This window comes from Candidatus Fukatsuia endosymbiont of Tuberolachnus salignus (assembly GCF_964030845.1).
Lineage (GTDB): Bacteria > Pseudomonadota > Gammaproteobacteria > Enterobacterales > Enterobacteriaceae > Fukatsuia > Fukatsuia symbiotica.
Genome location: NZ_OZ034983.1, coordinates 1,670,889 through 1,692,758, shown reverse-complemented (window position 1 = coordinate 1,692,758; position 21,870 = coordinate 1,670,889). Strand labels below are relative to the sequence as shown.

General features: G+C 42.6%; 22 protein-coding genes and 1 pseudogene. 11 read left to right on the top strand and 12 right to left on the bottom strand.

All coding sequences use genetic code 11. The features are described 5' to 3' along the window. Window position 1: 1 nt before the first annotated feature. From sapF to sapA, 5 genes are read right to left on the bottom strand one after another with little or no spacing between them, the layout of a single operon-like run. Complete coding sequence (sapF, locus tag AAHH42_RS08240; protein ID WP_072550791.1) at window positions 2-820, bottom strand: putrescine export ABC transporter ATP-binding protein SapF; 819 nt, start codon at window positions 818-820, stop codon at window positions 2-4. Further along, the gene (gene sapD / locus AAHH42_RS08235) at window positions 821-1,813 is read right to left on the bottom strand and encodes a putrescine export ABC transporter ATP-binding protein SapD (RefSeq protein ID WP_072550790.1); all 993 of its coding nucleotides are present in this window, start codon (window positions 1,811-1,813) and stop codon (window positions 821-823) included. Next, window positions 1,814-2,704, bottom strand: coding sequence for a putrescine export ABC transporter permease SapC (sapC, locus tag AAHH42_RS08230; protein ID WP_342220889.1), 891 nt, complete (start codon window positions 2,702-2,704; stop codon window positions 1,814-1,816). Next, window positions 2,694-3,659 carry a putrescine export ABC transporter permease SapB gene (gene sapB, locus AAHH42_RS08225; RefSeq protein ID WP_072550788.1) on the bottom strand — a complete coding sequence of 322 codons (966 nt, stop codon included), beginning with the start codon at window positions 3,657-3,659 and terminating at the stop codon, window positions 2,694-2,696. The genes sapC and sapB overlap by 11 nt, the downstream gene beginning before the upstream one ends. Further along, window positions 3,656-5,305, bottom strand: a complete 1,650-nt coding sequence (gene sapA / locus AAHH42_RS08220; RefSeq protein ID WP_072550787.1) for an ABC transporter substrate-binding protein SapA — start codon at window positions 5,303-5,305, stop codon at window positions 3,656-3,658. The genes sapB and sapA overlap by 4 nt, the downstream gene beginning before the upstream one ends. A gap of 372 nt (window positions 5,306-5,677) precedes the next feature. On the opposite strand from sapA, the pseudogene tyrR reads away from it, so the two are divergent. Then, window positions 5,678-6,679 (top strand): annotated as a pseudogene (tyrR, locus tag AAHH42_RS08215) (transcriptional regulator TyrR); the annotation flags it as partial. A 14-nt stretch (window positions 6,680-6,693) separates the two neighbouring features. Next, window positions 6,694-7,713, top strand: a complete 1,020-nt coding sequence (locus AAHH42_RS08210; protein WP_342220888.1) for an agmatine deiminase family protein — start codon at window positions 6,694-6,696, stop codon at window positions 7,711-7,713. A gap of 67 nt (window positions 7,714-7,780) precedes the next feature. Here AAHH42_RS08210 and AAHH42_RS08205 read toward each other — a convergent pair whose 3' ends face one another. From AAHH42_RS08205 to manA, 3 genes are all read right to left on the bottom strand, one after another. Then, entirely contained in the window at window positions 7,781-8,125 is a 345-nt protein-coding gene (locus AAHH42_RS08205; RefSeq protein ID WP_342220887.1) for a hypothetical protein, read from the bottom strand. A 187-nt stretch (window positions 8,126-8,312) separates the two neighbouring features. Continuing rightward, entirely contained in the window at window positions 8,313-9,863 is a 1,551-nt protein-coding gene (locus tag AAHH42_RS08200) for a YdgA family protein (protein ID WP_425286288.1), read from the bottom strand. Between the two features lie 280 nt (window positions 9,864-10,143). Next, window positions 10,144-11,331 (bottom strand): mannose-6-phosphate isomerase, encoded by a 1,188-nt coding sequence (manA, locus tag AAHH42_RS08195; protein ID WP_072550784.1) that lies wholly within the window; start codon window positions 11,329-11,331, stop codon window positions 10,144-10,146. 194 nt (window positions 11,332-11,525) lie between these two features. On the opposite strand from manA, the gene fumC reads away from it, so the two are divergent. Then, window positions 11,526-12,935 (top strand): class II fumarate hydratase, encoded by a 1,410-nt coding sequence (fumC, locus tag AAHH42_RS08190; RefSeq protein WP_072550783.1) that lies wholly within the window; start codon window positions 11,526-11,528, stop codon window positions 12,933-12,935. Between the two features lie 206 nt (window positions 12,936-13,141). On the opposite strand, the gene tus is transcribed toward fumC, so the two are convergent. The 4 genes from tus to AAHH42_RS08170 all read right to left on the bottom strand — a co-directional run bounded on the left by tus (window position 13,142) and on the right by AAHH42_RS08170 (window position 15,320). Continuing rightward, on the bottom strand, window positions 13,142-14,071 hold the full coding sequence (gene tus, locus AAHH42_RS08185) for a DNA replication terminus site-binding protein (protein WP_342220886.1): 930 nt from the start codon (window positions 14,069-14,071) through the stop codon (window positions 13,142-13,144). A gap of 290 nt (window positions 14,072-14,361) precedes the next feature. Beyond that, a complete protein-coding gene (locus tag AAHH42_RS08180; RefSeq protein WP_342220885.1) occupies window positions 14,362-14,610 on the bottom strand; it encodes a DUF2442 domain-containing protein in 249 nt (82 codons plus the stop codon). Beyond that, window positions 14,594-14,836 (bottom strand): DUF4160 domain-containing protein, encoded by a 243-nt coding sequence (locus tag AAHH42_RS08175; protein ID WP_342220884.1) that lies wholly within the window; start codon window positions 14,834-14,836, stop codon window positions 14,594-14,596. Before AAHH42_RS08175 ends, AAHH42_RS08180 begins: the two co-directional genes overlap by 17 nt. Window positions 14,837-14,990: 154 nt before the next feature. After that, the gene (locus AAHH42_RS08170) at window positions 14,991-15,320 is read right to left on the bottom strand and encodes a helix-turn-helix transcriptional regulator (RefSeq protein ID WP_342220883.1); all 330 of its coding nucleotides are present in this window, start codon (window positions 15,318-15,320) and stop codon (window positions 14,991-14,993) included. A 106-nt stretch (window positions 15,321-15,426) separates the two neighbouring features. Between AAHH42_RS08170 and AAHH42_RS08165 the strand changes: the two genes are divergently transcribed. The 8 genes from AAHH42_RS08165 (at window position 15,427) to AAHH42_RS08130 (ending at window position 21,794) form a co-directional block, all read left to right on the top strand. Beyond that, entirely contained in the window at window positions 15,427-16,695 is a 1,269-nt protein-coding gene (locus AAHH42_RS08165; protein WP_342220882.1) for a phage/plasmid replication protein, II/X family, read from the top strand. A gap of 19 nt (window positions 16,696-16,714) precedes the next feature. Continuing rightward, the gene (locus tag AAHH42_RS08160) at window positions 16,715-17,044 is read left to right on the top strand and encodes a DNA-binding protein (protein ID WP_342220881.1); all 330 of its coding nucleotides are present in this window, start codon (window positions 16,715-16,717) and stop codon (window positions 17,042-17,044) included. A 6-nt stretch (window positions 17,045-17,050) separates the two neighbouring features. Beyond that, window positions 17,051-17,275, top strand: coding sequence for a hypothetical protein (locus tag AAHH42_RS08155; protein WP_342220880.1), 225 nt, complete (start codon window positions 17,051-17,053; stop codon window positions 17,273-17,275). Between the two features lie 91 nt (window positions 17,276-17,366). Further along, window positions 17,367-17,561 (top strand): major capsid protein, encoded by a 195-nt coding sequence (locus tag AAHH42_RS08150; protein WP_342222038.1) that lies wholly within the window; start codon window positions 17,367-17,369, stop codon window positions 17,559-17,561. 78 nt (window positions 17,562-17,639) lie between these two features. Then, window positions 17,640-19,337: a hypothetical protein gene (locus AAHH42_RS08145; RefSeq protein ID WP_342220879.1), complete on the top strand. Its 1,698-nt coding sequence runs from the start codon at window positions 17,640-17,642 to the stop codon at window positions 19,335-19,337. 10 nt (window positions 19,338-19,347) lie between these two features. Beyond that, window positions 19,348-19,635 (top strand): DUF2523 domain-containing protein, encoded by a 288-nt coding sequence (locus AAHH42_RS08140; protein ID WP_342220878.1) that lies wholly within the window; start codon window positions 19,348-19,350, stop codon window positions 19,633-19,635. Between the two features lie 3 nt (window positions 19,636-19,638). Further along, on the top strand, window positions 19,639-20,700 hold the full coding sequence (locus tag AAHH42_RS08135) for a zonular occludens toxin family protein (RefSeq protein WP_342220877.1): 1,062 nt from the start codon (window positions 19,639-19,641) through the stop codon (window positions 20,698-20,700). Next, complete coding sequence (locus AAHH42_RS08130; protein ID WP_342220876.1) at window positions 20,697-21,794, top strand: type II secretion system protein GspD; 1,098 nt, start codon at window positions 20,697-20,699, stop codon at window positions 21,792-21,794. The genes AAHH42_RS08135 and AAHH42_RS08130 overlap by 4 nt, the downstream gene beginning before the upstream one ends. Window positions 21,795-21,870 lie beyond the last annotated feature (76 nt).

The following is a 21,870-nucleotide window of genomic DNA, read 5'->3' as shown; positions in this document are numbered from 1 at the left end:
CTTAAAAGCCGTCACCATCACAGCGCCAAGCGTCCGCAGTGAGTGCTTCGCCAAAATGGCTAGCAACCAAACGTTTGGTCTGCTCATGTAGGGGAGCGGCTAATACTTCCGCTGTACTGCCACGTTCCACGACTTCTCCTTTATGCATGACGATGACTTGATCACTGATGTGTTTCATCATGCCCAGATGGTGAGTGACGTAAATATAAGCTATACCGTGTTTTTCCTGTAATTCCAACATTAGATTGATAATTTGTGAACGTATTGACATATCGAGCGAGGCTAGCGCCTCATCGGCAACAATCACTTTAGGCCGCAGAATGAGCGCACGCGCTAGCGCAATACGTTGTTTTTGTCCTGATGCCAGCATGTGAGGGTAATAGTCAGCGTGGTTCGGTAAAAGCCCAACTTGACGTAGTGTGTGATAAATACGTTGTTCACGCGCCGCCGCATCGAGTGTTGTATTTAATTTCAGTGGGATATCGAGGAGCTGACCAATCCGTTGGCGTGGATTCAGTGAAGTACTAGGATCTTGGAATATCATACGGATATGTTGACTGCGATACGCATAATCACCGTAACTAAGGCGGTGGCCATCGATTAATAGCTCTCCGGTGCTAGGTTTAGTCACGCCAGAGAGCATTTTTGCTAGCGTTGATTTACCTGAGCCGTTTTCACCAATGATAGCCAGTGTGTGGCCTTTTCGTAACGTGAAATTCACTGACTTTACTGCTTCAATAACATGCTGACGCCGTAATAATCCGCTACGATAGCCAAACTTTTTACTCAAGTTACGCACTTCGAATAGCATTTCTACCATTTATTTATCCTCCAGATTCAGTGGAAAATGGCAAGCAAAAGCATGGTTTTTTATCTGTCGTAGCCGTGGTGTTTCAATACAGTTCTTTTTTGCATAGGGGCAACGGGGCCCTAGACGACAGCCGATAGGTAAATGCTCTAATGAGGGGATAGCACCAGGTAATGTATTAAGGCGGCTTTTATGAGGCAGTGAACGACCAAAATCAGGCATTGAGCGTATTAATGCTTGGGTATAAGGATGGTGTGGAGTTGCAAGCAGATCGTCGCGCATGGCACTTTCTACCGTTTGGCCGCAATATAGCACGTTGATTCTGTCTGCCCATTGACTCATAAATTGTAGATCGTGACTGATGAGTAAAATCGTCGTCTTATTGTTTTTGTTTAAGCGTGTGAGTAGGCGGAAAATTTGTGCTTGAGTGGTGGACTCCATCGTATTGGTCGGTTCATCGGCAATCAGTAGTCGTGGTTGATTGGCTAATGCGATAGCAATCATCACTTTTTGGCATTCCCCCTCTGTCAATTGGTAGGGATAGCTGTTCATAATATCTTCATGGTCTTTGATGCCAACTCGATGGAGTAATTCAATGGCTCGCCGCTTACGCCAATGAAAACGTTGCCACCATTGGCCTTTGTAAGTCCAGTCAGGTATTGACTGAATTAACTGTTTGCCAATTTTCTCTGAAGGATCCAGGCAGGATTGTGGTTCCTGAAATATCATCGAGATATTGTGCCCGATCAGCTTACGTCGTTCGTGTACGGATAAGCGTAATAGATCAATATTATTAAAATGAAAACGGTCTGCAGTGATCTTCCAATTTTCATTGTTGACATCACAGATCGCTTTAGCAATCAAACTTTTACCTGAACCAGACTCACCAACTAACCCACGTACCTCGCCTTCTGTCAGCATAATACTGATCCTGTCGACTGCTTTTATCGCCCCGGTGGGTGTTGTAAACTCGATAGTGAGATTGCGGATATCAAGTAACGCCATTTATTTAACGCCTTTATTTATTGCCCGATGCATACCATCGCCCAGTAAATTAACCATCAATGCACTGATGAAAATAGCAGATCCCGGTACGATAACTGTCCAGGGAGCGATATAGAGCAGCTCTAGTGAGTCTCCCAGCATAGCACCCCATTCAGACGAAGGTAACTGGGCACCTAAATTCAAAAAGCCTAGCGCTGCAATATCAAGGATGGCTATTGATAAAGCACGGGTAAACTCAGTCACTAGTATTGCCACGATATTGGGAAAAATAGCATAGATCAAAATATAGTATGTCGACGCGCCATCTAAGCGGGCTGCAACGACATATTCTTTACCCATTTTATCATTAACTGCACTATAGATTGTGCGTACCATACGTGGTAATAGTGCTAACCAGACGGCAAATAGGGTATGTTGTAAGCTTGGCCCAGAAAAAGCCACGACAATGATAGCAAGCAGTAGGGAGGGAATGCATAGTAGTGTATCTAACAGATGATTGAGTATTGCTGATCGCAAGCCGTGGGTAATACCTGCTAATACACCAAGTAATAAGCCACCACATACGGCTGCGAGCGTGACCAACAGTGCTGAACCGAAAGTAGAAGAGGTACCTGTTAATAAACGGCTAAGAACATCACGTCCTAGATCGTCGGTACCGAGAAAGAAAGACACATCACCATATCGTGACCAGGAAGGTGGTAGCAATTGATAACCTAAAAATTGTTGCTCCAAGGTGTAAGGTGCCAGTATATTGCCAAAGAAGCACAGTAATATCAGGCTGAGTACTCCGTAGAAACCAATCAAGGCCAGCATGTCAGAATGAAAATTGTGCCAGATGTAATGGAGCGGACTCGGCGTTTTCTTTTCACAGTAGATATTATCAGATCCCATACCATTCCCTGTGTTTTAGTGGTGTCATCATCATCCCCAAAATATCTGATATTACGTTAATCATAACGACTAGCGCTCCAATGACCATAACCGCTGCTGAGATAGCGGTGTAATCTTGCTGGCGGATAGCGGTGATTAACCAGCGACCCAAGCCAGGCCAGTTAAATACGATTTCGGTAAGCATTGCTAAGGTTAACATCGCCGAAACTTGTAACCCCAATTTGGGGATAATCGGTGGCAGCGCGTTATGTAGTAAGTGACGATGAATGATCGTCAGTTTTGATAAACCACGGGTTGCTGCCGCTTTAATGTAGTTTTGACCAATAATTTCATCGGTACTGGTACGCATTAGGCGTATTATCTCGGTAATGGGGGCGATGGCCAGAGTGACCGTTGGCAAAAGCATATGTTTCAGGGTGCTGGTTATTATCTCTTTGCGATAGGGAGAATCAGATAACCAAGCATCGACCAATGCGAGTCCGGTAACAGGTTTGACTTGATACAATAAATCAAAGCGACCTGATACAGGCAACCAGCCAAGATTTACCGAAAAAAGTAGCATCAATAATAAAGCTAGCCAGAACACTGGGATGGAAAAACCGATCAATGCCAGAAGACTAATAATGAAATCTGTCATTTTACCGCGTTGCATGCCGGCAAGAATGCCCAGCGGAATACCAATAAGTAACGCTAGCAAAAAAGTCAGAATACATAATTCCATGGTGGCGGGAAGGGCAGCTTGTAGTTGTTCATTGATTGGTTGATTATTTATATTGGAAATGCCGAAATCACACTGCAATAGTTTATTGAAATAGAATAAATAATCGTCAATTAGCGCTGTGCTGTTGAGTGCTTCATCATCAAAGGGAAGAAAAGTCACACTAAAACTGACCAAGGACAGCATAAACAGTGTTATTAGCAGCAGTAATAATCGGCGTAATATAAAGATAATCATGGTTTTTTGCTCTCATCACTGTCTCGAAATACGCCGGCAAAAGAAGCACTACCAAACGTGCTCAAGATCAAGCCCTTAATATCGTGACGATAAGCCTGTAATCGCAGGGATGACGCGAGGGGTAGCACGGGTAATTGTTGTTCGAGTATATGTTGTGCCTGTTGATAGTAATGGATACGTTCGGCACGTTGCTGGGTTTGTAAGGCATCTTGCAATAGCGTGTCGAATTGAGGATCACACCAATGAGAATAATTTGCTTGAGAATTAATTGCAGCACAACTTAATATGGGTCGAAAAAAGCTGTCGGGATCATTACTGTCTGTTGCCCAGCCAGATAGTATCAAATCATGGCTCATTTCCATTTTCTGATGTCTCTCGTGAAAGTGGCCTTCAACCGGAATAATATTTACTGTAATTCCTATTTGTGCCAGATCTGCTTGGATAAGTTCCGCAGTTTTTAATGGACTAGGATTGTAAGAGCGGGTAGCAGTAGGAACCCATAAACTGAGTTCAAGCTGTTTAATACCCAGCTGTTGCAAGATTTTTCTGGCCTGGTTTGGATTGTATTGTGTTATTTGTGCTTGACTATCATAAGCCCAGGAAGCACGAGGTAAGATAGAAGTTGCGGCCTCTGCTGTTCCGTAATAGATGGCCTGCATCAAACGTTGACGATTAATCGCGAGGGCGATGGCATGGCGAATATTGACATTATTTAAGGGCGGCTTGAGGGTATTAAACGACAGGTAAGCTAAATTCATCCCTGGTCGTAGTGTCAGGCGTAAACGTGGATCATTACGCAAAATTGTTAACTGATTGGCAGCGGGGTAGGCGAGTACGTCACATTCCCCGGTCAGTAATTTGGAGAGGCGCCCTGTGCCGCTGACACCTAAGTCGATAACGACTTGCTGCATACGGGGTAAACCTCGCCAGTACTGATTATGGCGGAACAAACGAATATATTGACCTGAACGATATTCATTGAGCATAAATGGCCCTGTACCAATGGGTTCTTGATCAATTTGTTGTTGCTTATTTTTTTTCGTCAGTTTGTCTGCATATTCTGCGGATAATATCGGAGCATAATGTGTTGCAAGGTGCGAAAGGAACGAAGCATCCGGTGCTTTTAAGTGGAATTCAACACGATAGTCATCTAATTTTTTAATACTGCGCACGGTTTTGGCGAATTGCAAACTATCAAAGTAGGGATACTTGCTGCCATTGACATGATGATAGTGTTGTTCTCGATTCAATATACGCTGAAAGCTAAAAATCACGTCATCAGCATTCATCATTCGACTCGGGGTGAACCAGGCTGTGGTCTGAAAAGCAACCTCTTTACGTAGCTGAAAACGGTAAGTTGTTCCGTTATCTAGCATTTGCCATTTTTCTGCCAGTTCTGGAACAAGTTGATAGGTATAGGGATCGATAGCCAGGAGGCGGTCATACAATTGTGTTGCTAAGGTATCCACGGCCAGACCACCGCTCGACATTTGTGGATTAAAGGTATGAAAGATCCCGTTAATACAATAAACAAAACCGTGCTGGTGGACGTCTTTTTGCACAGATTGTGTCACTGGCGCAGATTGTACCAGTATGGGGATGGCTAAATAAGTTAGCGATAGTACCCAAATAATCAGAGCATGCATAAATATGCTTCAGTAATAAAAGAACGATAAACTTATTGTATCGTAATTTAACTATCCCCCCAATTCATTAGACATTTTTTAAAATTTATCTGTTTGAGTATGTGAGCACTGAGTGTGTCATTCATGATGATTTTGAAGGTGTTTGGCAAAAAAGCAGAAGCTTGTGGTAGCGTAGGCTGAAAGTGTTAGTATTGGTCAACAGAAGGCAACCAATTAGCGATAAGAACCGATTCGAGATCTCTTGCGCTCGCTAATATAAGGTCAATCCGAATGCATTTAAAAATAGATAGTAACTACCTTGATGATTTAATGGCAGAAGCTAAGGATATTGATAGGGCGATTGATGTAGGTAAGATCAATAATTGTGATGGATTTAATCAGATAGTGGCGGTTAGTAGCAAACTGCGTCAAACACTCGAACAGGCTCGTAAATTGGCGGTGTTGAATGCGCCGTTGCTATTGATTGGTGAGACAGGTACGGGTAAAGACCTGCTGGCGCGCGCCTGTCATCTAGGGAGCCCACGGGGTAAAAAACCATTTTTGGGCCTTAATTGTGCGTCCTTACCTGATGACGTGGTAGAAAGTGAACTTTTTGGTTACGCTGCTGGTGCTTATCCGAATGCGGCGGAAGGCAAAAAAGGTTTTTTTGAACAAGCCAATGGAGGCTCGGTTCTACTAGATGAAATAGGTGAAATGTCGCCACGGATGCAAATAAAATTATTGCGCTTTCTCAATGATGGTACTTTCCGTCGAGTGGGTGAAGAGCAAGAAGTACATGTCGATGTCAGGGTAATTTGTGCGACACAAAAAAATTTGCTAGCGCTGATCCGATGTGGAGAATTCCGCCAGGATCTTTACTATCGGCTTAATGTCCTCAGGATCACTTTACCGCCGTTGCGCGAACGGCCAGAAGATATCATGCCGTTGACGGAATTATTTGTGGAAAAATTTTCATCTGAGCAAGGTATGCATCGACCTAAATTATCATCTGAACTGAGTGGTTTTTTAGGTCGTTATGCTTGGCCTGGTAACGTACGTCAATTGAAAAATGTCATTTATCGTGCGTTGACACAGTTACAGGGTTTTGAATTGCGACCACAGGACGTTCTGTTACCAGAATTTGAAGTCGAAACTGTTTTGACCGATGATATGTTGCAAGGCTCTTTTGACGAAATCAGTAAACGTTTTGAACGCCTGGTGTTGACACGTCTGTATGGTGATTATCCGAGTACGCGAAAACTGGCTAAACGGCTTGGTGTTTCCCATACGGCGATAGCGAATAAATTGCGCGAACACGGGCTACGCGGTCGACCCGTGTCTACAGTAGAAAACGTAAAAGCAGAAAATAAGAAAATGGCAGGCAAATGCGAGTGAATAAGGATAGTACGATGAATAAAGAGCGCTGGTTTATGCCGAGTGAGGAACAGCCTCACCAACGTACTTGGATGGCTTTTAGTGTCAATAACGCCTGGGGTGGGCAGTATTTAGCTGAAATACAAGAAAATATCGCCACCATTGCGTTAGCTATTGCCAGATATGAAACCGTCACCATGTTAGTCGACCCGAAAGATCATGCTATTGCGCAACGATTAGTCGCTGAGGGTGATGTTGAGCTGCTTATTTGTCCTTTAGATGATATATGGATACGCGATAGCGGCCCGGTATTTGTCATTAACCAACAGGGTGATAAGGTGGCGGCTATCGACTTTAACTTCAATGGATGGGGTAATAAGCAACAACATGCTCTTGATGCTAAAGTGGCTCAATTTATCGTTGAAAAAGCAGGTGTTAAACCGATTAAGACGAGGTTAGTGCTAGAAGGTGGAGGGATTGAAGTCGACGGCGATGGAACCGCAATAATCACCGAAAGCTGTGTGATTAATAGCAACCGTAATGCTGCTATCAGTAAAGAACAATGCGAGCAAGAACTTAAACAGTTACTGGGTCTGGAAAAAATAATCTGGCTGCCGGGGATAAAAAATAAAGACATTACTGATGGTCATACTGATGGTTACGTCAGATTTGTCAGACCTGGTGCTGTAGTTGCAGGTTATGAGCCGAATACGCAATCTTACGATCATTTGGTAACTCAGCGTCATCTTGATATTCTGCGTCACTCAACAGATGCCAAAGGGCGTCAGCTAGATGTAGTGGTTCTCGAGGCACCGGCAACCTTACGCGATAAATATGCCAGTAATCAATTTTTCGCCAGTTATATCAATTATTATGTTTGCAATAAAGCGGTGATTGTCCCCGCATTCGGTGATGTTAACGCCGATAATGCCGCCGTAGATAAGTTAAAACGACTGTATCCTCAACGTGAGATTGTTGCGATAAATATTGATGCTGTTGCCAGTGGTGGCGGTGGGGTCCATTGTGTAACACAACAGGAGCCGAAGACTAAATAAAAATATACAGATGCTGCATATGCACCTGTATATAAAATATATCGCTGTCCAGCCCCAATGACTTATTTTAAGGATTGGTTTTTTCAAACTTCATGCGGATTTCACTCTTACCTTCATCATCGAGCTGATATTCACAATAATAAATTTTATTGTGTAGGGTTGGGGTGCGTCCGTTTTTTTGCAACGACTTAGCTACAGAATGCTTTTTGTCTGTTCTGGCATCAAATCCTTTCCATTGACAGTCCGTGGCTGAAGGCGCGCAATAAACCATACTGGTGATGCCGCGTTCGGTTTCCGTTTGTGTTGCAACGATTTCATTTTTCATTGGGCACTGAATACTTTCAGTTTTACCCGCGAAAACGCCTGTTGTGGCTAACGCACAGAAAACCCCAATAAATATATTTTTGTTCATTGAAAATAATCCTTATTCTAACAAGAGATAAGTTAACGCCTTCGATTTTTTGATGCGTATTCGTTACATATTTATTACGCGCGCTGAATTTAACACAATGTTAACATTTTATCCCAACATTTTTTATACCAGTCAGTATTATTTTTTATACTGGTTAGTACTGCCTGGTATAAATAAAAACCCGGTTTTATGGTGTTTGAGGTGTTGCTGGAGTCGATTCTGTTGGCTCAGGAGGATAATCGACTGCTTCTTCATTTTCTTCTGGTTCGCTGGATAAGCCAAATAACGCCATAAACTCTTGTAGGGATAATTTTCTATCGTTTAGATCGATTTTATTATCAGCATAGTGAAAGCGACTACTGATAGCATCATCGGTATTTGTGGTTAATTTAAACATTTTTCCCATAGCAGCCAAACCTTGCACTTGCTGTTCGGCGAGTTTTTGTGATTCTTCCGGGCTATAGCCTTCCAATAAGGCGGTTTGCATGGTCAAATCAGTTGCCATCGCCAGCGGGATGGTTAATGTAGCATCTACCTTTTTTATACTGTGTGCTAAAAACGCTGTCGAAGACGGCGTATTTGCTGTAGCGAGATCAGTATCCATTAATTCTACATTGATATTTAATGTACTTTCACCTTTACTGTTCTTCCAACTCAAAGGCGAAATATTTAAAATGGGGTTGCCTTTTAAGAGTGTAGGTAACTGAGCAAAAAGTATTTCGGATAGCTGCTGTGCTTCAAAATCTTCACCTTGTTGTAACGCCTGTAATGCTTCTTGATTGTAGGCCTCGACAAATTTCTTCGTTGCTTCACCGTCTAAACGATCTAAGCTAAGCACCAATTGACCGGAGCCAAAATCATGTCCTTTGATTTTTAACGCATCCAACGAATAGCTAAGTTTACCATTGAGATTTTTATCTGATTCACCGAGGGATGTATTAAGGGAAAAACCGTCCAGGGTAGTGATATTCTTGCCGTCAGTATCGAATGCTATCTGTTTAATGGTGAATTGTTGATCGCCCATGCCAATATCAAATTTGCCAGGATGATGGGTAATTTTCAACGCTAATCCTTGCAGGCTATATTGTTCCAATTGGTTATGCTGATCTTTACTGGTGAAAACCAAACTGTCACTCTTAGCGTTTAGCACCAGATTGCGTAAATCTTGAGAAACATCAGCATTGATAGTCGCTCCGGAGAAGCGCAGAGTAGCGGTGTTTTGTTGTGATTCGATAGGTATGATGTTGAGCGTTGATGAAATATCCCCTCGATAAGAAAAACGCGAAACGGCATTTAAGGGGGACTGACCTTTAGTTATCTCGAATAATTCTTTTATTACGGGGCTATTTTCTAATTCGGAGTGAACCAGCGCCATACTCGGGATAAAATTAAACTGTTTTAACTGAGCCAATGGGAAAGGGCCATGATCTATCGTTTCGATAAAAATAATTTTGTCATCTTTTCCTAACCATTTTTCATCGGCGTTGTTCGCATTGGAAGAATTTGTATCTAGTTGAAAAACATAGCGAAACTTGCTGCTAAATAGACCGCGTTGATAATCCTGATAAGATAATTTAATACCGGCTTCCGGTATATTTTTTTTTAACAACAAGTTTGATTCAGCCACTACTTGTTCTATATGTTGCTCGATTAATTTACCGGTATACCAGGAAGCAGCTGTCCATGCAGAGCCAACTATGGCCATAATACCAATAGCTACTAGCGATTTTTTCATCATTCTATTTTTATCCTTTTTTAATTTTAACACCTGTATGGAGCATGAAATACCTCCGCAAGGATAATATTGTGTATACAACGGGGATATATTAACAAAAAATTAGCAAAATTTATTATTAGAACCTGTTCGAAATCTTTTTTTCTCGCCGTGTTTTGGTCAAGTAATTCGTCAAAAACGCGCTCAAAATGCTCAGTGACTCTCTGTAAACTGCGTTTTTTCGTGAGTTTCTTCTTCGTCTGAGCGTCGCTCAAGAAGATTTGGAACAGGTTCTTAGAGCCGATTATGAGCGATTAAAAACTCTGGCAATCCGTCCGTAGCCGTAGACATTGATGGGAGACTCATCAGCGACGATAAAGCAAGACTCACCTGGTTGTAAATGTAGTTTTTGAGCAGATTTTTCTCGTGTGCTTAATTTTTCGAGAATGGCCTCGCCCTCGATACAAAATATAATGGCGGCGCTTTTTTGTGTTATTACCTGCGACGTAACGCTGAGATCATGAATAGAAAACGAAAAATCTCGCACAGGGATAGGAAAGATTAACTCATTTTCCTGGTGTAATGGTGTTGTTAGCAAATCTTTGACCGGCTTGGCAATAAATTTCAGGTTTGCCATTAACTCAGGGATATCGATAAATTTTTCGGTTAGACCGGCGCGTAATACGTTATCTGAATTAGCCATTACCTCTAATGCTACTCCATTGAGGTATGCGTGTGGTGTTTGAGCAGATAAAAACATCGCTTCACCAGGCTGTAGCATAACGACGTTGAGTAGTAATGGCGAGAATAAACCGCTGTCTTCTGGATAGAATTGAGCAATATTGCGAACTGTGTCCCAAGGTTCACCTTGTTGATGATTTAACGCTGATTTTAACACCGTCAATGCTCGGTTTTTTGTCTGACCTGTCATATCGAGTAAACTGGCGAATAATTTGGCTAGATTCGCTGTGTTTTGATTCTGCAAAAATACAGCAACATCAGGGTGAGCTGTCGACACCGGTTGCAGTAGGGTGTTCATATCTTCCATAGTACGAAAGCCATTCATCGCATGAAAGGGTGTTAGTGCATAGACCAGTTCGGGTTTATGATTAGCATCCTTGTAATTGCGATTTGGCGCATCGAGCGGAATATCTGCGGCATTTTCCTTAGCGAACCCGATTTCAGCGGCTCTTTTACTAGGATGAACTTGAATCGATAATGGTTGTGCAGCACACAATACCTTAAACAAAAAAGGCAATTCACCGTAATCAGCGGCATTACCCAGACAGCCTTGTACATCCTTTGCGATTAGCTCGAGCAATGAACAAGGTTGCCCATTAGCACCGATGACGTAAGAGCTATTCTTTGCATGTGCACCCATCCACAGTTCCGCCATGGGCTTTTTCTGTGGATTGGCAATACCATACAAGTGAGTTAAAGCATCAGTACTGCCCCAGGAATAATTTTGCACACTGTTGATCATTTTTTGCATAATTTTGTTCCATTATAATTTTTTGCTCCTTTGTAACTTTTGCAAGAGATTCTCGCAAGTTATTATATTAATCGCAAAATAAATTGTTTTAATATGACATGGTACCGATTCTGTACATCATCATGCTGGATAATGCAGGTGTTTTGAACGACGGTTTTGCAAGAAATCTATTTAATTTGTTAGAGGAGAAAGTAATGACCGCTACTCGCATAGAAAAAGACTCAATGGGACCCATTGAAGTAGCTAATGACCGTTTATGGGGAGCGCAAACTGAGCGTTCACTAAAGCATTTTGATATTTCGCAGGAAAAAATGCCTGAGGCACTGATTTATGCGTTAGCTGTGACCAAGCGTGCTGCAGCGGAAGTTAATATGAATTTAAAACTTTTGGACGAAAAAAAAGCGCAGGCCATTATTAAGGCTGCTGACGAGGTACTTGAGGGTAAGCATCCAGACGAATTCCCACTTTCTGTCTGGCAAACGGGATCCGGCACACAAACCAATATGAATATGAATGAAGTGTTGGGGAATCGTGCGAGCGAAATTTTGAAGGGTCAACGTGGTCAAGGTAGTCCAGTTCATCCGAACGATGATGTGAACAAAAGTCAAAGTTCTAACGACGTATTCCCTACGGCGATGCATATTGCAGCGGTGATGGGCATGCATAAAGATTTATTGCCAGCGTTGGAAAAATTACACCAGACACTGGTAGACAAAGAGCTCTCTTTCAAAGACATTGTTAAAATTGGGCGCACTCATCTACAGGATGCGACACCACTGACATTGGGGCAAGAGATATCTGGTTGGGCGGCAATGTTAGCACACAGCAAAACACACATTGAAGCGACAATCCCACATTTGTGCGAGCTGGCTTTGGGAGGCACTGCAGTTGGTACTGGATTAAATACACATCCTGACTATGCAGGACAGGTTGCACAAGAAATTGCAAAGTACACGAAACAACCTTTTGTTACTGCTCCTAATAAATTTGAAGCATTAGCAACTTGTGATGCGTTGGTTCATGGTCATGGTGCGTTAAAAGGTTTGGCTGCCTCATTAATGAAAATAGCCAATGATGTCCGTTGGTTATCATCGGGTCCACGCTGCGGTATTGGTGAAATATCCATTCCGGAAAATGAACCAGGTAGCTCCATCATGCCAGGCAAAGTTAATCCGACACAATGTGAAGCAATGACAATGCTTTGTGCTCAAGTGATGGGTAACGACGTCGCGATCAGCATCGGTGGTGCCTCCGGAAATTTTGAATTAAATGTGTTCCGTCCGATGATCATTCATAACTATTTACAATCTATCCGGTTATTAGCTGATGGTATTCGTGGTTTTGACCAGTTTTGTGCAATAGGTATTAAACCCAATAAAAAACGTATTACTCAACTACTTAATGACTCTTTGATGCTGGTAACGGCGCTGAACCCACACATTGGTTATGACAAAGCGGCCAAAATTGCCAAAAATGCGCATGAAACAGGAACGACGTTGAAGGCTTCTGCTCTGACGTTAGGATTAACTGAGGAAGAATTTGATCAATGGGTACGACCAGCAGATATGGTAGGCAGCGCAGTCAATAAAAACAATAACGAATAGAAAAAACTCACGCTGGGGAGCTGTTGTACCCAGCGTTTTTAGGCATCTTATCTTCTAATAATCTGTTCGAAATCTCTTGTGCTCGCTGATACTTCGTCAAAAAAGAGCTCAAAATGCTCATTTACTCCCTTTTTGTTGTAGACAAAGAATAAACTACGCTTTTTCGCTCATTTTTTCTTTGTCTATGACGATTTAAAACAAAAAATCTAATCATATGTATAGAGATGTAATCGAGGGAGAAGCAAACGCAGTGGGCGAGCATTAGGTTTATATTTATGTTTCACCTGAGTGACATCATAATTTTTTAGTTCCCCCATTTTGGGTAAATTAACGCCATGACGATTTTCGCATAATGCAATTAATGGCATAGAGCAGGGATGTTGTACCTGTTTCTGTTGTTCCTGATACCATACGCGTGAAATAGGTTGTACTTTCACTGGTCGCTTAATCAAAAGCCGTGCTTTTTCTGGCAGTTGTTGTACTTCGTCAATTTCTTTACTAATCCATGCCACGCGTTGCTCACGGGTAAAAGGAGGAATTGCTCGCCCGGCATTCAAACTTTTCTCAAGTCGAGTTAGCAAATCTTTACGGGTAATATTTTTTATAACATGTTTATTTGCCCAACCAAAACGCACTGAGCTTGGATTAATCAAAGGTATCAGTGTACGGTATGTATTGAGTGTTATTAACCCGCGTAAATGTGTATGAACAAATTCAAAACGTTGCTCACTTGGCAAACCAGATTCGACGGTAATAATATGCTCTAACTCAGATTTTAAGGTATTTATCTTAGAAATCTGAGTTAGGCAGGAGAGATATTCATTATTATTAACGGAAAAACACATAACTCCCGGTAAGCGAACGGCTGCTTTACTACTAATATTTTGGTTATTATGATGAATAAACAAACGTCGAAAATGTTGTAAACCTAGATAACAAGCCTCTTGGCCTTCTATTGGTGTCACAGATATTTGCTCTATGGGATCGTGTTCGGTTCCTTTTTCTATATCAGGTAAAATAAAAATACGAGCGGAAAGAAGAGTTAGCTTTGCCAATTGTTGTTGAATATTATCCAGCGCAAATTCAAGTTCAGCAAACAGAGTATCCATTTTATCAATCAAAGCATATTTATCCATATTTATCCCTTAATAATCTTAACTTTTTAGTTACAACATACATTAGTCTAAAAATAGAAAGTTGTGAAGCATTAAAAAACCACTGCTCGAATCGAAAGGAGTGGGAATTTATGAGCTATTAAGCGCAGAGAACAACAGTGACGATCAGGCCTGACAAGCCCGTACGCAAGCCAGTCTCAGTTGGCGCCATGTTAATGCGTATAAGGTATAACGTTATGTTGAAAAAGCCGCTGCGAAAATCGCAGGTCGCAGCGGCTTCTTTAGCATAACGTGCATTATGCGCATCAAAATCAGGCAGCATGGTGAGGGCGATGAGTCACATCTCTTCTTCCATTTAGTAGCCCTTCAATGGAAATATCTTCATCCAGGCTATCCCAGTGTATGCCTCTGGCACTCAATTCAAACTGATTGCGTTCTGCTTCGCTGGCATGTAATAACTTGGGAAACCAGGCTAAAGGCACGCCTAATATACGGGCATCATTCAACTCAACCCACAGATTAAATTCATCAAATCGTACTTTCTTAGCTGAAATATTCATTCCAAGTCTCCTCAAATAATTTTTTATGTTGTTCTATCACATCGTTGAGTTCTTTAAGCTCGCGAGCGTTAAAGCCGTCGTTACGGGCGAGTTGTACCATTGGCATCAACCAGAATTTGGCTTCATTTCCCGCATTTCTAACGTGAATATGGAGGGATTCCCGTGGGTTGCCTTCATTCGAATAGAAAAAAAACGTATAGCCCTTAAATCGCAAGATGACTGGCATACCCTGACTTACCTTTATCAGTTTCATTCAAACAGGTGACATGACTATACCGCATTTTTCTTGTGCTCCGTATTGGTCACGCGTTGTGTAATGGTTAGGGTGGAGGGGTGAGTCCACTATCTTTAATAGTGGACTCTTGTTTCAAATTGAAACCTCACTCGCATGACATTTTCTCTGCTTGTGACGTTAATACCCACATTTTTATCAGCTTCTTAATCGCCATTTGGTCCTGTTTTGGCAGAGATGTCAGGGCTTCTGACAGGTAAGCATTGCTTGCAGATTCTTCACCGAAGACCGTTTCTTCTAAAGTAATCCCAAGAGCCGTTGAAATTGCCACAAGTGTTTGTATTTGTGGATTATTTTGCGAACCAGTTTCTAATCTTGAAATTTGTGCCTTAGATACTTCACTTCTTTCAGCAAGTTCTTGTTGACTGATTTTCATTGCCTCTCTTATGCGCTTTATATTGTCGCCTATATGTCTCATATTTATTACTCCTATTTCATATATGATTATTTTACAGTGATTTGTTGCATATATGATTTTTAGGTTGTATATTTGATTTCATATTGATACTTATATGGCACCAAGGATGATTGATTTAATCAAATTTTCTATCCCATTTAAAGAAGAGCATCTGATCATAACTAAATCTGCCGATGAACAAGGAGGGATCTATATTGATCTTGAAGCAGTGGCTAAAAAATCAGGCTTAATACTTTCTGCCCGTTCCGTAGAATTCGATATTGATGGCGATTTGACCGTGAAAGGGTTAAATCATCCGTTTGATTCTTTACCGACTCATTACAGCGGCCTGGCGATGAAAATTTATTGCGGTACCTGCAATCGTCATCCTTGTGTGGAAATAAAAGCCTCTCCTGCCAAACTGTTGCAAGGTCATAATGTGTTTGGCAGTACTGATTTAGCATTATGTGGTATGGAATTGTTGGTTAATCTTGCGGTTTCCGCATCAAAGCTGTATGAAATGCTGAACATTAGCGCGACCGTGATTGATCGCATTGATGTTACTTATTCTGCACGTATTCCCACAGAAAAACAGGCGGAACAAGTGATCTCTGCCTTGCGTAATGTTAGCAATGGACAAACTAAATGCACCCGTGCTCAAGAGTGGGAGACAACCTGCATGTGGAATGAAGGCAGCCGCCACCGCATACTCATTGCTTATTTAAAACATCCTGAGCTGATGCGTCAGTGCCAATTGATAAAAAGCGCGATAGCACGAAATCCACGTAACCTTTCATTACGTAATCAATTACAGGTGATGGAAGATCCAAAATTACAGAAATTTAGCAAAGGACTTGTCCGTTTTGAAGGCCGGTTAAAACAGCGTTTTATCAATAATTTTGGGATGCCTCTTAATTTTTTTCAGGCGGTAAATTACCAACTGAGTTATGAATCTGATGAAAAGTCATTAATAGCCGATTTATGGCATGCGTCGTTTAAAGACGTGCTTTCTGCTCTTGAAGGTAAGAATATGAATATTTATTCCGATGATAACATTTATGAAATATTGAAAAATCGTTATTTTAGAATCACGCCAAAAGGCAATGTGACTTACGCCAAAGCCCAACGGTTATTTGGTTTCTACCGCCGATTAGTCAATGAAGGGTATGACGGCGTCTTACAAAATATGGATAGAGCCACTTTTTGGCGGCATGTCAGTGATTTGCTTGCTGTTGGGTTCAGTAAAGCACAATTACAAAATCTAACCGCGGATAAAAATAATATTGTTCCGTTAATGCAAATTATTCAGGTCGATTTTTCCAATCAGCGCCCAGACTGGTATGTCGAGCCCGTCAGCTTATTTGAAAAACAGATGAATACCATAAAAGTCGCTTAATTTATTTCAAGGAGATTACATGCTTACCGGTTATCTTTATCGTGGTACCTTGCTAGGTGTTAATGCACAACCTTCATCATTTATGGATAAGGAAGGGAAAAAACAGGACAAAATAAAATATATTTTAGGGCTGCAATCTGAAGTGATGAATGATTTTGGCGGAACGGATACCCGTACGGACAAATTTATTGTTCCTCCTGCTCTCGTTTTAACCGGTCTTCATAATCAATTAAAGTCGCTGAAATCAAAACAGGTTGAAATTAAATTCCGGATTAATAAATGGGATTTCAACGGACGCTCGGGTGAAACACAGGAAGTGCTTTCTGTGCAAGAAGTTGCTAAAGGGTAATACGCTATGGCCATTCAGCCAGGGGTTATTACGGGACAAATTTGTGATGTTCCATCGGAGAAAAATTGTCAGGCAATCACCTTGTCTATTGAGTCGCCCTATCAGCCAGTCTCTGAAATGGATTACGCCAAAGCAGGGCTATTTTGGGGGCTGGCTTTTACCTCAGTCATTTTTCTTTATTTATTTTCTAAAGGAATCGGGCTGATTTTAAATATGGTAAAAAATGCTTAATAAATTAACCTGTGAAGCTTTTAACTTATTTAATAACGTTTTATTTAATGGAGAGGTAATCATGCAATTAATGAAATCACTTTATACCAAAATGCTCGTTTTGTTCACTCTGTGCCTGTTCAGTTCGCTGGCACTGGCTGATGCGGCGGATTTAACCACACTCACTAATGCGGTCGATTTTTCCAAAGTATTGACCGGTATTATGGCGGTAGCTGCCACTTTGATCACCCTATATGCCGGTTTTGCGGGGGTGAAGTGGATATTGCGCATGGTACGCAGTGCCTAACAGGAGGAGGGGCACCATGCCCCTTTTTGTGGCTATGAGTGAATACTGGAATTTAGTGTTTTTTATGTGGGGTCTGCTATGCGCATGGGCAGTGATTCAGGGTTTGCAGGGGTAATACTGTTGGTTCTGTTTTTTCCATTGACGCTATCCGCTCAGGCATTACCGGCATCGAGGCCGGTACCGGTTCCACCTGTCCATGCCGCGAATGACCCGCATTTTGGCAAACCGGTTCAGGCGGCTAATGACACCCATTTTCGGGTTAATGCGGCAACGGCGGCGGCGGAGCAGTCTGGGTTCGGTAAAATAATGTCACGTATTTTCAGTAAAAGAGCCCTGACTGCCGGTTTGCGTGGAACACCGCAGGCAATGGCGGTAGGCTTAGCCCTTGAGGCTACTCTTTCCGCGTTTTTATCAGAAGAGGGATCAGCGCCTGATGCCGTAGTCAATCAGGGGTTGAATGAAAGTCTGCACAATCGTACATGGGGTGAACTCGCTTTAAATAAGGGATTGCTGAATACTTCTGATTTGGCAGTGAAACTGGAAGGGGAAAATGAAAAAATCCAGACGACTACTTCGGGTCAGTTTGCCGATAATGGTTATTTTTATTTAAAGATGCCTGATGGTTCTTCTGTTATTGATCATAAGGGCTCTATTGTTACCCTTAATGCTGTACCCCATAAACCTTTATTTGTTATTGTTCCTGATAAAGTAGAACCCTTTAAGTTTTTACCTTCTCCAGTTTATGATATTAATCATTCTCCTTGTACTGCTGATATTCATATTGGCCGCAATTATTCCGATACTAATAATTATAAATTTACCGCAGATTTTCAATTTTCAAGTAATGATTTGACCGCATTGGCCGCCTGTGTTTTTTATAACAGAGTAAAACAGGACAAGATCTCTTATGCATCTAAAGATATTATCTCTTTTTCTGTGACGAATTATGATGATGAAGGGGTGTCTTTTTCTGGTTATCCTTCTCTTCCCCGTGTTAACGTGGCCTATAAGTATTATGAAATCTATTATAATGAGCAGTCTGATAAATTTGAAAAGCGTGTAAGTCAAAGTAATCATATAATTGGAAATTTATCCCTGACACCGAATTATGAAAAATCTATTGCTCCTCGTGTTTTGCTTGATTATGTACATCAGATAGATCCTGATAAAATTCAGGAACCTTTAGCCCCGTCTCTTGCGGCCAATATGGTGAATAATACCTTAATACAGGCGGCTTCCAGCGCCGATTATCAGGGTATTCCTTTTTCAACCTCAAACCCTGTGACGGCTGAAGAAATTCAGCAGGCAGCGAATGAAGCGGCTGTACCACTGACCAAAGGGATGCTTTATCAGCAGATCAATTATTTTCCGCCGCCTGCTTCACACCCTTCTTTGAGTGGCGATGTCAGGCCATTTCCTTCAGAAGACCCTGATTTTTTTCCGCAACCCGATCATGCAATTGAACCTTATGCGCCGCCGGTTTCACCGGCACAGCATAGTGATACGGCACATCCTGGCATCGATTCACCCTCACTGGATAACCCGCCTGATGGTAAACAGATCCTTGCCCCTTTATTGACGCTGTTTCCTTTTATCAAAAATTTCACCTTGCCTGTCCGCAATGTGGCTTGTCCTGTCGCTGAATTTGATGCTTTTGAACGCCATCATGTGATGAACAGCCATTGTGAATTACTGGAGAAGAACAGGGCGCTTTTTGCTTTATTCGCGGGGATTATCTGGGCATTTTTATCGTTGCGGTTGGTGTTGAGCGCCTAGGAGAAACGGTATGTTTGGTTTAGTCACGTCAGCATTGAATGCGCTATTAGGGTTTATTTTTCGTACCCTGGTCATTAAATTTATCGTCTTTTTTGCCCTGTTTTTTGTGGTACAGGAACTGGTAAAGGAAATGGCGCAGTGGTTGCCGCAATCGACCGAGTTGCCGTCGTTGTTTACTGCACTTCCGGATAGCGCCTGGTATTTTCTTAATTTATTTCTGGTGCCGCAAGGAATGGGTATGGTGCTGTCTGCCATGTTGACGCGTTTTATTATTCGCCGTATTCCGGTGATTGGCTAAGTTATGGCGATTTCAGCGTATGTCGGGGTACCGGGTAGCGGTAAATCTTATGAAGTGGTTGCCAGCGTGATCATTCCCGCCTGTCTGGCGGGACGACGGGTAGTGACCAATATTTACGGTATCAGTGTCGATAAAATTGCTGATTATTGTGTCAGTGTTAAAAAAGCGGATCGGACGTCGCTGGGTCACATTATTTACGTTGAAAATGAACAGGTTCAGCAGGAGACATTTTTTCCTTATAAAACAGCACAAGCCGCACTCTGTGGTAACACATTTTGCCAGTCAGGCGATTTGATTTGTATTGATGAAGCTTGGCGTATCTGGCCGACGGAGAAAAAAATCCCGGTGCAGCATCAGTCTTTTATTGCTGAACATCGGCATTTTACCAATGAAAGAACCGGGGTTTGCTGTGATTTGGTAGTGATCAATCAGTCGGTAACGAATTTACCCCGTTTTATTAAAGATCGCATTGAAACCACGTACCGTATGCAAAAATTGCTGGCATTGGGGCTGAGAACCCGTTACCGTGTCGATGTGTTTACCGGTATCAGGCTGTTCAAGTCGACCCGTACTACGTCTTATCAGTGTGCTTATGATAAGGCGATATTTGCGCTTTATCACTCCTATGAAGGAGGGAAGGGCACTGAACTGACCGTGGATAAGCGTCAGAATGTGTTTTCATCTGCACGGCTAGGGTGGGTGGTCATCGGTATGCTGTTACTGGCAGGAGTGTCAGTCACGTTTTTGGTGTATTTCTTCACGCAGTATGCTTCTTCAGAGGCTTCCTCAGATAAACCGGCCATGCGGTCAGTACCGGTTAACCCGTCACCCATAGTGACAACGTCACTTCATGTTGTACCTGCGTCGCCTGAAAAACCCGCTATTTCTGCTCGTTGGCGCGTGGCAGGCAAGCTGGCAAAAAAAGGGCAGATCTGGGTAGTACTGGCTGATAACGCCGGACGTTTACGCGCCGAACCTGTCTCTCAGTTTGCTTTTGAGGGGGTCATGATGACCGGAACGATTGACGGTGAGCGGGTAACGGTCTGGTCAGGAGGGATAAAATGAAAAATGCAGCGGCAGGGTTGCTTTTACTGTTGTGTCTGAGTACAACGCCGGGGCAGGCAAAAGGCATTGCCTTTGAACTCAATGCGGTACCGTTATCACAGGCATTAAATTTATTGTATGTTCATGTCTTTGATAAACCGTTTATGCTATCGCCTGAACTGGCGGAAGATAAAAGGGTGGTGACGTTCCGTATCACGCCGGACAGTGATGAACGTGCTTTTATTCTGCGTTATCTAAAAAACATGAATATTGCTGTACATTCAGGAAAATTCAATGCGCGTCATGCGCTGTTGCCGTCTGGAAACCGGGCGGAGGACACCGCGATTGCAGGGACGGCCTCTGATTTTATCAACCGCAGTGGTGATGTACTGGTTTATTACGGTACTCAAGCGGATGTGCGTCGTTTACAGGCAGTCCTGCCGTTAACTGACACCGCTGCGGAAGAAGTGACTGTCGCCGCCTATGTGTTTGAGGTGCAAACCCGTGAGCGTAACGGGTCAGGTTTGGCACTGGCGGCAAAATTACTGTCCGGTAAACTGGATCTTCAGGTAGGGCAGGCAGCGGGCTTTGATAATTTTATTCGTATCAATACCGGTTCACTCGATGCGCTGTATGAGCTGTTTCGTACTGACAGCCGTTTTCATGTGGTCAGTTCACCCCGATTACGGGTGAAAAATGGTGCACAGGCTTCATTTTCTGTGGGTGCAGATGTTCCAGTACTCGGTAAGGTCAGCTATGCTGATAATCGTCCAGTACAATCGGTGGAGTACCGTTCCAGTGGGGTGATATTGCAGGTCAAACCGGCTATTCGTGCCGATGTGATCGATCTTGCCATTGATCAGCAACTCTCTGATTTTGTGAAAACCGCTACCGGTGTCAATAACAGCCCGACATTAACTAAACGTCAAGTGACAACCCAGGTTTCCGTGGCTGATGGCGATATTATTTTGCTGGGTGGGTTGGCGGAATCAAAATCGACCAGGGCAGATACCGGATTCAGTTTTTTACCGCAAGGCTGGTTAACCGGTGTCTCCAGTGAACAGAACAAGACCGATATTCTGGTAGTGTTACAGATCAGAAAGGTCAGACGATAACTGCGCGGCGGGCAGGCCCCGCAGCGTGGCGAGGAGCACGCCCGCCGTGAAAGATCGGCAGGCATGCAAGTAGTAA

Bases quoted from the DNA above. Each gene is read 5' to 3' on its own strand.
- sapF (WP_072550791.1), bottom strand. From the start codon at position 820: ATGGTAGAAATGCTATTCGAAGTGCGTAACTTGAGTAAAAAGTTTGGC.
- sapD (WP_072550790.1), bottom strand. From the start codon at position 1,813: ATGGCGTTACTTGATATCCGCAATCTCACTATCGAGTTTACAACACCC.
- sapC (WP_342220889.1), bottom strand. From the start codon at position 2,704: ATGGGATCTGATAATATCTACTGTGAAAAGAAAACGCCGAGTCCGCTC.
- sapB (WP_072550788.1), bottom strand. From the start codon at position 3,659: ATGATTATCTTTATATTACGCCGATTATTACTGCTGCTAATAACACTG.
- sapA (WP_072550787.1), bottom strand. From the start codon at position 5,305: ATGCATGCTCTGATTATTTGGGTACTATCGCTAACTTATTTAGCCATC.
- AAHH42_RS08210 (WP_342220888.1), top strand. From the start codon at position 6,694: ATGAATAAAGAGCGCTGGTTTATGCCGAGTGAGGAACAGCCTCACCAA.
- AAHH42_RS08205 (WP_342220887.1), bottom strand. From the start codon at position 8,125: ATGAACAAAAATATATTTATTGGGGTTTTCTGTGCGTTAGCCACAACA.
- AAHH42_RS08200 (WP_425286288.1), bottom strand. From the start codon at position 9,863: ATGATGAAAAAATCGCTAGTAGCTATTGGTATTATGGCCATAGTTGGC.
- manA (WP_072550784.1), bottom strand. From the start codon at position 11,331: ATGCAAAAAATGATCAACAGTGTGCAAAATTATTCCTGGGGCAGTACT.
- fumC (WP_072550783.1), top strand. From the start codon at position 11,526: ATGACCGCTACTCGCATAGAAAAAGACTCAATGGGACCCATTGAAGTA.
- tus (WP_342220886.1), bottom strand. From the start codon at position 14,071: ATGGATAAATATGCTTTGATTGATAAAATGGATACTCTGTTTGCTGAA.
- AAHH42_RS08180 (WP_342220885.1), bottom strand. From the start codon at position 14,610: ATGAATATTTCAGCTAAGAAAGTACGATTTGATGAATTTAATCTGTGG.
- AAHH42_RS08175 (WP_342220884.1), bottom strand. From the start codon at position 14,836: ATGCCAGTCATCTTGCGATTTAAGGGCTATACGTTTTTTTTCTATTCG.
- AAHH42_RS08170 (WP_342220883.1), bottom strand. From the start codon at position 15,320: ATGAGACATATAGGCGACAATATAAAGCGCATAAGAGAGGCAATGAAA.
- AAHH42_RS08165 (WP_342220882.1), top strand. From the start codon at position 15,427: ATGATTGATTTAATCAAATTTTCTATCCCATTTAAAGAAGAGCATCTG.
- AAHH42_RS08160 (WP_342220881.1), top strand. From the start codon at position 16,715: ATGCTTACCGGTTATCTTTATCGTGGTACCTTGCTAGGTGTTAATGCA.
- AAHH42_RS08155 (WP_342220880.1), top strand. From the start codon at position 17,051: ATGGCCATTCAGCCAGGGGTTATTACGGGACAAATTTGTGATGTTCCA.
- AAHH42_RS08150 (WP_342222038.1), top strand. From the start codon at position 17,367: ATGCTCGTTTTGTTCACTCTGTGCCTGTTCAGTTCGCTGGCACTGGCT.
- AAHH42_RS08145 (WP_342220879.1), top strand. From the start codon at position 17,640: ATGCGCATGGGCAGTGATTCAGGGTTTGCAGGGGTAATACTGTTGGTT.
- AAHH42_RS08140 (WP_342220878.1), top strand. From the start codon at position 19,348: ATGTTTGGTTTAGTCACGTCAGCATTGAATGCGCTATTAGGGTTTATT.
- AAHH42_RS08135 (WP_342220877.1), top strand. From the start codon at position 19,639: ATGGCGATTTCAGCGTATGTCGGGGTACCGGGTAGCGGTAAATCTTAT.
- AAHH42_RS08130 (WP_342220876.1), top strand. From the start codon at position 20,697: ATGAAAAATGCAGCGGCAGGGTTGCTTTTACTGTTGTGTCTGAGTACA.